Genomic DNA, 11050 nt, shown 5'->3' with positions numbered 1-11050 from the left:
GGTCGTAGTCGGTACCTTTGAGGATGGCTGGTGTTTCAGGGTTGTCAGTCTCTTTGTGGAAGACCACTCTCAAGCCTGCCACCTTGGCATCCGCTGTTTGAACCTCTGCGATGATACCTGAGTCAGTTTGAGGGTTGACGTCAGTAATTTGACGCGGTGGTTGTGTGGTGTCAGGTTTGGTTGTGTTGACACCTGCATCGGCACCGGTGTTACCGCCTGCGTTAGTATCAGTGTTGCCACTTTCATTGGTATCAGCGTTGGTATCTGCATCGCTTTCATTGTTGTCTGTGTTGACACCTGCATCGGCACCGGTGTTTCCGCCTTCGTTGGTATCGGTGTTACCACCTTGGTCAGCGCCGGTGTTGCCGTCTTCGTCGGTACCTACGTTGCCATTTTGGTCGAAACTCTCATCATCGGACTGGTCATCTGAATCTGAGCCAACTTGGTCACCACCATTATCTTGGGTACCATCTGGGGTTGTATTGGTATCAGCTGAATCACCCGGTGTGCCTGAATCTTGACTCTCATCGCCTGACTGATTATCAACATCTGAATTTCCTTGTTCTTCTCCGTCGGCTGGAGATGTTCCCTCATCCGTGTCTGTATCAGGTTTTTCAACTTTTTGAAGTTGGTCGAGGACAGTTGCGAGGTGGTTGATTTGGTTTTGTGTCAACAAGTTCTGAGCGGTCAGAGTAGCAAATGTTTTCTCAAGACCTGCAATCTGCTCATCATCTTCTCCAAGTCTTTCCTTGGCTACAGCCAAGGCAGTTGTCCAAGGGGTCAAATCGTCTGGTTGATTCCTTGGGACAACCAAGCCAAGCTTAAATTCTGCAGCGGAGACAAACTTATTATTTTCGCTCTCACGGTTTCCGTAGGTTTCGGTAGCTGTAAAGATAATCTGCTTGGTCAAAATTTCACGACCAAAGTCTACTCGTTTGGTTCGACTATCATTTGTCCAATCGGCAATAGCAAAGTTGTGACGTTCACCAGAGCTATCCACAATAACGAGATTACCTGCTTTGACACGACCGTTAGCCCCACCAGGACGTGGCACATAATCCAAATGAGTCACTGCAATCGGCTCTTTCAGTGTCACCGTTGCGGGCTGACCAAAGCCACTACCGTTCCAAGCTGAGTGCCAGATGGTACCTGGGTTGCCATCAAATGCCTTCCAGAGGTTCTCATTTTGACCTGGTTGCTCGCTAGCCACCGCAGACTCAATAGCCTGTGTTGATACCGCCACTTTGTGACTGACCAGACCTGCTTGGGCGCGAGCTGCTTGGGCAATTAAGCTTTGTGCTTCTTCAACGCTCAGCCCTTGACCCAAAGCAGCCATCAAGCTGACAACAGCATCCTTATAAGGCACCAAGGTTTCTTTGGTATAAGTCTCATCTGTTACTGGCAAATGACGTTTGATAGCCTCATCCAAGATTAAATCAGCGGTCACTTCGATTTCCTCAATACGTAGGTTATCCAGAATGAAGTCATTGTAACCACGGAAGTTGGCATTACCACCAGATTCACCCTTGGTATCGCCACCTCGAGCTGTTGAGAAGATACCAATCCAACTCTGACCTGAATCGCTACCGTTAATCACATAGCTGGCTCGACCAGCACGATCGCTGTTTTCCCAAGTATTTTTCAATGGGTGAAGGGTCAGCTGGTCTGGACTACGGTACTCACCCTCACCGATAGCAAAGGCATAGGCATCATCAGAACCTGCTTCGTAGTCAAAGCTGACACGATAGGTCTTACCTGCTTCAAAGGCAAAGTTCTGTGGAATAGTTTGGTAAACCAGACGACCACGTCCAACAAGACCATTGGTCTTCAGAGACCAGTTGCCATCAATCACATCAGAAATTTTCTTGCCATTCCAGCCACGTTGAGTATAAGGTTCATTCTTTTCAGAGAGGTGGGTACGGTTGTCCTCAACACCTTCAATACCACCGATAACAAATGGGAAAATTCCTTGTGGCACATGCTCAAAGTCTTGGAAGAAGACCTTGGTCTTGCTGAAATCATGTTCACTACCGTACATGCTTGAATTGTTTTCAAAGACACGCACCTCATCAAAGTAAACCTTACCTTCGCTGGCTTCATTTTCACCCTTACGAGTCAAAGTGAGTGTGACGTTTGACACATCATCACCTGTGGTGAAGAAAACATAAAGGTTTTGGAAGTAACTCTTATTGTCAACGGTCGCATTTCGCTCCAGAGTGTTGTGAGCATAGGCTTTAACATAGTTCAGAGCAATGGACTGATTGGTCTGATTGCTGATCACTTTGTCGCCTGTATTGACCGTCAGAATCGCATCTGAGGTGCTACGGTTATCAACGCCGACATAGACCGCATAGGCTGTATTTGGTTTAAGATTAGTCAAGCGTTGAGAAACAGTAACATCGCTGGTGCTTGATGACAAAGCCAGCATTGGGTTGTCCCCTTGAGACCGCTCGATTTGCGCTTTGCTGCTATCGCTCACTGTCCACGGAGACAGACTGCCACTGTTGAACCCTTGATCAACAATGTGCATGCCCTCGCTCCACTTAACGTCCTTGTTGGTCTGCGGACTGCGGTAAAGGACATAAGCTGTGTTGGCTGGCACATCAATGGTTACACGCCCATTTTGCACAGTCAAACGTTGCTCGTCAACCTTACCTGTATCAGTCAGTTTGTAAAGGTAGAGGTCGCCAGATTGCCAATCAGCTGGTAGCTCCCATGACGTTGCCCCTGCTTGAGTGTTGAAGTAGTAGAATTTCTTATCTGAGTCAGCTAAAGCACGACCATTAGCATCCCAATCCCACGGCATCAAGTAAGCTGAGCCATCATAGATGACACGACCATCTAAGGTCATGGTCCGCTCACGGTAGCCTGCGGCGTTGACATCATTGGACTTACGAGCAATCACCAGCTGACGGTTGTTGTCATCTTTGAGCTTAATCTCCATCTCAGGTATCCAACGATACTGTTCCCCATTATCAGACATCGTTACTGGCGTGCCATTTGTCCAGTTGGTCACCTTGAAGTGCTGGATAAATTTCGTTGGAATATTATTCTTGAAGAGATTGGTCATATAGCCCAGATAGTCGCTACGACCTTGCCAGCCTTCAAAGTCCTTCATGTCATAGCCACCCAGAAGTGGGTTGATGGCAGCACCACCATAGCTTGGATAGTTTCCGACCCACGAATCTTTTTGATGGTTTCGAATAAAGCGAACGATGTTACTATTAATCCCTTTCAAGCTGTAGCCACCGTAGGTCAAATCAGATGCCCAGTGTTGAAAGGTGGAGTCATATTCACCAGCGTAGCCCCACTCGTAGGCTGCTCGCCAACCATTCTCGTTAATCTCTCTGGACAGCATGTGAGTTGCCCAAGCAGAATCGTTTCCTGCTTGGCCATTGCCCCAAACATCGACATAGATAAAGTCCAGACCGTCACCCAAGGCATCACGCAAGTCCTTGAAGCGATCGAAACGGCCATGAGCCATGTCGTACTCAGAGTTGATGTTAATCCCTTGGTCAATCCAGTTCCAGCCGTAGTTATACGAGCCATCAGCGTTTTTGCGCAGGCGCTCTGGAATGAAATATTTAGACTCAGGGTAGGTCTCAGAAGCATTGACATGGATACCCAGTTTAGCCCCGTATGGACGAGCTTTCTCAATCAAGGTTTTGAAATCCTCGACACCACCGATACGACGACCCACATCAGCATAATTCAGGTGACCTGAGTCATGCCCTTCACTACCGTAACCTTTGAGCAGGATAGATTGCCCCAAGCCATCCGTATGGAGGGTGATTTTTTTGATACCATCCAAGGTCATCAAGAATGGGTTTTGAGCCTGTGAACCGAAGTTCATAGCGATACGGTATGCCACCAAGTCAGGCACACTTTCAGCCCCTTTCGGATTATTCATGATGTCACGGTAAGCAATAGCACCGTCCTGCCAGTCCACGCGTCCGTCATCATTTTTATCTCTCGTGATAACGACCTTAGCACTCGGCAGAACGAAAGTCCGTTGGTCATAAACCTTGTTTTGGAAAGCCCGTTGATAAATAAATGGTGAACTTTGAATACCGATAAAGTTTTCGCCATTGGCTGAGAATTTATTAACTGTTAATCGGGTAAAATCGTTGGCGCCTCCGCCATAATTATGCTGAGAGTTGCTCCAGACACCTGCTGCCAGTTTATTGTTAGATACAAAACCATACATATAGCCACGAGTAGCCATGTCTCCCATGCTTCTCGTTACTGCCACCTCTTCGTCACCGTTACGATGAGTATTGGTTGACATGCGAGCGCCATTAAACTTGGCATCGCTATCGGCACTAGACACGGAAATTAGATGACTACCTGGAAGTTCAATGGTGCTAATCAGCTTTTTAACATCATCAATTTCTTGACCTGCTACCACGTTGTTGTGATTGGTAATCTCAGTCACATCGTAGTGGAGTTCATTACCAACTACCTTCAATTGAAGTTTGATAGTAGCATTGATACTGTTAGCGTCTGAACGTGCCGTGAGGGTATAAAGGACAGTGGTATCGTCAATTTTTTGGAAATTAACCGTTGGGTCAAGTTCAATGCCATTGATTTTAACTTTGTTGTTAGCGATGACTTGACCTGGTAGTGTATCTGTACCAAGCGTATATTCCCGCACCCGTGGGAAGGCTGTATCAATTTTAACAGCCATTTCTGCTGAATGAATCGTGTCATAAGTGTACTGGCTGTCATCTACTTGAGTGCCAGTAACAGTAGGGTTTGGTTGGGTATTGGTTTGAACACCTTCTTGATTATCTGTCTTGACATCAACTGTAGTCACTTGATCGTTGAAACGACCTGCCTTGAGGGCAATACGCTTGTTGTTGCGCAGTGCTGTCATGACCTCCGTCGGAATGGTCAAAGTATCAAAAGCCTTATTGCCGTTGACTGTCGCATTGAGCTGACCATCATGTTTCAAACTGATTATCAATTCATTGGTGCTACCTTTAGTTGGTGATGCCATACTACGAGTAGTTAACCAAGCACCACGTTGACCAGACGCCTTGTATTCCCAGAACCAGCCGCCAGCATTGTCATAACCGACAAAGATGTGGTTGCTATTATCTTGGTGATTGAGGAAAACGCCAAAGCGCCCTGCACCAGGTTCAGACTGCTCAACAAACGTCAAATTGACAGTGGCGTTACCTTCCTCGCTGACTGCTAAACCTTCTTTGACAAACAGAGCTGCATTATTACCATTATCATTTTGAGCAGATGGGGTCAAAGTATTGTAACGAACTCCCTCTGCTTCCTTGACCGTAACAGTACCTGGCACAGTTGATGCAGGTGTCCATTCAATGGTTTTTTGAGAAGCTGCACGCGCTGTTCCTACTGCTGGACTATTTGATATTTCTGGGGCAATAGCAGAGCTGGCAACCGGTTGACTGCCTTCCGTCTCGGTGACAGTAGGCGTCACGGCACTAGTTTCCTCACCGACTGGCTTCAGACTTTCTGCCTCAGAAAGGTCAGACAGATTGTTTGCTGTCGGCTGAACCGTCCCCTCATCAGTTTCTTTGTCCGGTTCTGCTACTGCCAAACCAGTGTCCGCTGTTGAATCGACAGCTCCACTTGTTTCAGCAGCTTCAACAGTCTGTCCAGACAAAAAACTCAGTCCGATAATCACCGAGCAAACACCCACGCTCAGTTTACGGATACTGAAATGACTTTTTTTCGAAAATAGGTCTTTTCCCATTTTTTCCTCCTCCCAAAAGTTACACCTTGGTGTAATCGTTTTCTATACATCTATATAATAAACTATTTCTGTATAAAATGCAAGCGTTTTTTAGAAAAGGAGGCAACATCAACGGACACGTTTCTCCTCTCTTTGCAATCCACCCTACATCTCCCATCGCTAGAGACGAAGGAACGACTGGTCTTGCTACCAACTATGTCAGCCCTATAAGCTGTTATGAAAATCGTTGTTCTAAACAAAAAATGCCAGAGCCAAGCTCCAGCACTTACTAATTTTTTTGATGTTATTTGGTCGACTGACGTTTTTTGATGCCGTGATTAAGCACAATCTCTTTTTCTTCCAGTTCTTCCTTGTTCATGATTTTGGTCAACATACGCATGGCAACAGCACCCAAATCATAAATCGGCTGGCTAATTGACGTCAAGTTAGGACGAGTGTAATTAACAACTGTTGAATCATTACTTGTGATAATTTCAAAATCTTCAGGAACATGTTTACCAGCTGCGAAAAGACCATTCAACAGACCTGCAGCCAATTCATCCTCGGCAACATAAGCTGCAGTTGCCCCTGAGTTAATCAAGCGCTGTGCCAGTGCAAAGCCATCTTCGTAGCGGTATTTGGCTTCAAATACTAGACCCTCGTTAAAGGTTAGCTTATTCTTTTTAAGACCCTCCTTATAGCCAGTCAAACGCACTTTGCCATTAATATCATCAATCAGAGGACCTGACACAAAGGCAATCTTATCATGATTTGCCGCCAGCATATCCAACACATCCATCACCGCTTCCCTATAGTCGATATTGACACTTGGTAACTGATGCTCCAAATCAACTGTCCCTGCCAATACAATAGGCGTCCGTGAACGTGAGAACTCTGAACGAATCTTATCCGTTAAATGGTGACCCATAAAAATAATCCCATCAACTTGTTTAGCAAACAAGGTGTTGACCACGTCAATTTCCTTATCTTGGTCTTCGTCGCTTGAGGTCAGCACGATGTTGTATTTGTACATGGCAGCGATGTCATCAATCCCTTTTGCCAAAGTCGCAAAGTAACTATTGGCAATATTTGGGACAACAACCCCGACTGTTGTCGTTTTTTTGCTGGCTAATCCACGGGCAACGGCATTTGGACGATAGTCCAGACGCTCAATAACACTGAGCACTCGTTGACGGGTGTTTTCTTTGACATTTTTATTGCCGTTAACCACACGGCTAACAGTCGCCATGGATACTCCCGCTTCTCGCGCCACGTCATAGATGGTAATGGTATCATCTGTAGGCATAAATTTTCCTCTCTTTCTGAAAATGTCGTTTTCACTCTTATTCTACCACTTTATGGAAACACTTTCAAGCATAAATATAATTTTTTTGAAAAAAGCTATTGCTTAATCCTTTTTCTGCGATGTGGCAATGAAATATCTGCCCTTTTCATATCACTAAAACTTTAACATCAAGCCCAGCCTTTCTTACTTAGGTAACGATAACTGTCTAAAAAGACTGACCAATAGCCATCAACTTAACTCTAAGCGAGAAGCAAACGACTGCTACACCAGTAAAACAATGGGAACTATTCTCATAAAACCGTTGCTTTTACGACTGCACCAAGAAACAGACACCGATTGATAATCAGGTGCCTGTTTCTAGTGATGTAACGAATAAATAAAGTTCCCCCTACAATCCCAATCGCTCAAAAATGTCATCGACCCGCTTGGTGTAGTAGGCTGGGTTAAAGAGTTCGTCAATCTCGTCTTGGGTGAGTTTTTCGGTGACTTTCTCGTCAGCTTCCAAGAGCGGTTTGAAGTCCACTTGGTTATCCCATGAGTAGGCTGTTTTTGGCTGTACCAAGTCGTAAGCCTCCTCACGCGTCATGCCCTTTTCAATGAGTTTCAACATGACACGTTGGCTATAAATCAAGCCAAAAGTAGAGTTCATGTTGCGAATCATGTTTTCTGGGAAGACCGTCAAATTCTTGACGATATTGCCAAAACGGTTGAGCATGTAGTTGATAAGAATGGTCGTGTCTGGCGTGATAATCCGCTCCGCTGATGAGTGCGAGATATCGCGCTCGTGCCAGAGCGCCACGTTCTCATAAGCCGTGACCATGTGCCCACGAATGACACGCGCAAGCCCTGTCATGTTTTCTGAACCGATGGGGTTGCGTTTGTGAGGCATAGCAGAGCTACCTTTTTGACCCTTGGCAAAGAACTCTTCGACTTCACGTTGCTCCGATTTTTGCAGACCACGGATCTCCGTTGCCATGCGTTCAATCGATGTCGCGATGCCAGCCAGCACTGCAAAGTATTCGGCATGGAGGTCACGAGGTAACACCTGCGTTGAAATTTCTTGCGGGCGGATGCCTAATTTGCCACAAACATATTCTTCGACGAAAGGAGGAATGTTAGCAAAGTTTCCGACGGCACCAGAGATTTTACCAGCCTCAACACCAGCTGCTGCGCGCTCAAAACGCTCTTGGTTGCGCTTCATTTCGCTGTACCAGGTTGCGAGTTTCAGACCGAAGGTCGTTGGCTCCGCATGCACTCCGTGAGTACGCCCCATCATGATGGTCATCTTGTGCTCACGCGCCTTCTCAGCCACGATATTGGTAAAGGTTTCAAGGTTCCGACGGATAATGTCGTTGGCCTGCTTGTAGAGGTAACCGTAAGCCGTATCAACTACATCCGTCGAGGTCAGCCCATAGTGCACCCACTTGCGCTCCTCGCCCAAGCTCTCTGACACCGCACGGGTGAAGGCCACCACATCGTGACGAGTCTCCTCTTCGATTTCTAAAATACGGTCGATATCAAAGCTCGCATTGGCACGAATCTTCGCCACATCTTCCTTGGGAATCTCACCCAACTCAGCCCATGCTTCGCTAGCGAGGATTTCCACCTCCAGCCAAGCACGGTACTTGTTCTCTTCACTCCAAATGTTCGCCATCTCAGGGCGGGAATAACGTGTTAGCATTTTGTTTGGCTCCTTTATTTCATTTTATAGATTCCAATTTGATTTAAAACATATTCATTTTTCATTTTATCAAAAGGAATTACCCAATCTTCAAATCTTTCCATAAGATTAATTTCAATATTCAAACCATTAGGAGGAATGAAATTATAGTTTAGGTAACTTTGTAAAGCATCATTTCTCCCCCGTTTTACAGATTGTCCTACTTGATTATTAGATATGTTATTTTGAATAACATTTAGAAATAAAAAGAAAATTTCTAATTCATCCGAAATGATAACATTTTTATTAAGTCCCTCTTTATGCCTTATCATTAAGTACAGATACAGTTGTATCATAATCTTGAACGAATATTCAGAATGCGGATCTTGCTTTCTACACAGAATGGCAACATTCATCAGTCTGTTTAAATTATAAATTGAATAGTACGTATTATAGTACCCCACTATATAATTCAAAATATCATCAATATCTTCAATCAGGCATATATCAATCTTGATATCCTCTAAACTTTTAGTACGAATCTCTTCTCTTAGATTTTTTCCTATAAAATTTTGAATCCGATTACTAACACTTCTAAATGATGATTTTACCAGTTCATAAAATTTATTATTTTTCAATCTATATTCCAAAACTCTCCCACACTATCCACATCTTCCCTTAGCACCACCACATGTCCCATCTTGCGGTTGGGCTTTGCTTCTATTTTACCATAAAGGTGGAGGTGGGCGCTAGGGTTTTCTGCAACATAGCTTCTAGCTTGTTCTATGTGTTGGCCGAGGACATTGAGCATGACGGCTGGGGCATGGAGTCTGATAGTTGGCAAAGGTTGACCGAGTACGCCCAAGATATGGGTGTCAAACTGTGAAAAATCACAGGCTTCGATAGAATAATGCCCTGAGTTGTGGGGGCGTGGGGCGATTTCATTGACTAGAATCTCGTCGCCTGCCACAAACATTTCCACACAGAGGGTGCCGAACAAGTTGAGCTGCTCTGCGATTTTGACTGCCATAGCCTGCGCTTCAGCGCTCAAGTCGTCTGAAATACGGGCTGGGACGATGGTTTTTGACAGGGTATTGTCGCGGTGGATATTTTCCTGAACAGGAAAGACGGTGACATCTCTGCCATTGCCAGATACGATGACCGAGATTTCCAAGTCAAAATTGACGAACTCCTCCAGGACGCACTCGGCAGAGTTAGCCAGCTTGTTGGCTGCTTCAAGGTCGGCGCGAGAGCGAATGACGACCTGACCGTGTCCATCATAGCCACCCGTGGCAGTTTTGAGGACATAGGTTTTTGAGAAGTCAAGATTTTCCAAATCAAGGCTAGAGGTCACAACCTTGTAAGGTGCCACGGTCACGCCGGTCTTATTGGCCAAGAAATCTTTTTCAAAAATGCGATTTTGAGAAATACGAAGAAGGTCAGTCCCCTGCGGAAGTTGACCTTCTTTTATTACAGCGTCCAGACCATCTGCATCCACATTTTCAAACTCATAAGTGAGCACATCACAGCGCTCTGCCAGTTGGCGAAGAGCCTCTACATCGCTGTAAGGTGCCACAATCACCTCACTCACGCGCGAAGCCGGGCAATCCGCCGCTGGGTCTAGCGTAATGACCTTGTGTCCCATATAGATAGCAGAAATGGCCATCATCTGACCTAGTTGACCGCCTCCAATAATCCCGATAGTTTTAGTTGAGTTCATCGCTCATGGCCTTCGCGATTTTTCCTTGTTCAATAGCAAAGCTGGCTAGTTGGTCTGCGATACCGCTATCTTCGATAGACAGAATACGGAGAGCAGTCAGCGCCGCATTGGTTGCTCCCGCTTCTCCTATTGCCATGGTTGCCACAGGCACACCTGCTGGCATCTGAACAATGGAATAGAGGGAATCGAGACCATTGAGAGCACGAGACTTAACAGGTACACCGATGACGGGTAGTGTCGTCTTGGCTGCAACCATACCAGGGAGGTGAGCTGCCCCGCCAGCACCTGCAATGATGACTTTGATACCACGACCGCGTGCTTCCTCTGCGTGCTTAAACATAAGGTCTGGGGTACGGTGAGCAGAGACGACTTTTTTCTCATAGACTACGCCAAACTGGTCGAGGGCTTCAGCTGCTTTTTGCATGGTTGCCCAGTCAGAGCTGGAGCCCATGATGATGGAAATAATTGGTTTCATTTTAATGTTCCTTTTTTCTTTTTGTCAGTTGTCTTAAGTGCTAGAGGACGCAAGCGACCGCCATCGGCGTTCAATTGCTTATTTTCGATCCCAAAGTCTCGAAAATCCCCTGTCACCAAGTCCAAACTGACTTGGTGACTTTCAGCACGGCGACAACTGACAGGTTTATCTCGCTTACGCTC

6 protein-coding genes are annotated in these 11050 nt (G+C 45.8%); all 6 read right to left on the bottom strand.

From position 1 onward, the window contains the following. Positions 1-5728, bottom strand: a 5728-nt coding sequence (locus ACERC7_RS04995) for an endo-alpha-N-acetylgalactosaminidase family protein (protein WP_373666307.1), incomplete at its 3' end; no start/stop codon positions are given. Positions 5729-6011: 283 nt separating this feature from the next. Further along, positions 6012-7013 carry a catabolite control protein A gene (ccpA, locus tag ACERC7_RS04990; RefSeq protein ID WP_373658359.1) on the bottom strand — a complete coding sequence of 334 codons (1002 nt, stop codon included), beginning with the start codon at positions 7011-7013 and terminating at the stop codon, positions 6012-6014. Positions 7014-7401: 388 nt separating this feature from the next. After that, on the bottom strand, positions 7402-8694 hold the full coding sequence (gene purB / locus ACERC7_RS04985; RefSeq protein WP_373658358.1) for an adenylosuccinate lyase: 1293 nt from the start codon (positions 8692-8694) through the stop codon (positions 7402-7404). Positions 8695-8708: 14 nt separating this feature from the next. Then, positions 8709-9311 (bottom strand): hypothetical protein, encoded by a 603-nt coding sequence (locus ACERC7_RS04980; protein ID WP_373666306.1) that lies wholly within the window; start codon positions 9309-9311, stop codon positions 8709-8711. After that, on the bottom strand, positions 9308-10393 hold the full coding sequence (gene purK / locus ACERC7_RS04975) for a 5-(carboxyamino)imidazole ribonucleotide synthase (RefSeq protein ID WP_373666305.1): 1086 nt from the start codon (positions 10391-10393) through the stop codon (positions 9308-9310). Before purK ends, ACERC7_RS04980 begins: the two co-directional genes overlap by 4 nt. Continuing rightward, a complete protein-coding gene (gene purE / locus ACERC7_RS04970) occupies positions 10380-10868 on the bottom strand; it encodes a 5-(carboxyamino)imidazole ribonucleotide mutase (protein ID WP_373666304.1) in 489 nt (162 codons plus the stop codon). The genes purK and purE overlap by 14 nt, the downstream gene beginning before the upstream one ends. Positions 10869-11050 lie beyond the last annotated feature (182 nt).

The organism is Streptococcus sp. E17BB (assembly GCF_041807725.1).
Lineage (GTDB): Bacteria > Bacillota > Bacilli > Lactobacillales > Streptococcaceae > Streptococcus > Streptococcus entericus.
The sequence above is the reverse complement of the archived record's forward strand: the minus strand, read 5'-3'. Positions and strand labels throughout refer to the sequence as shown.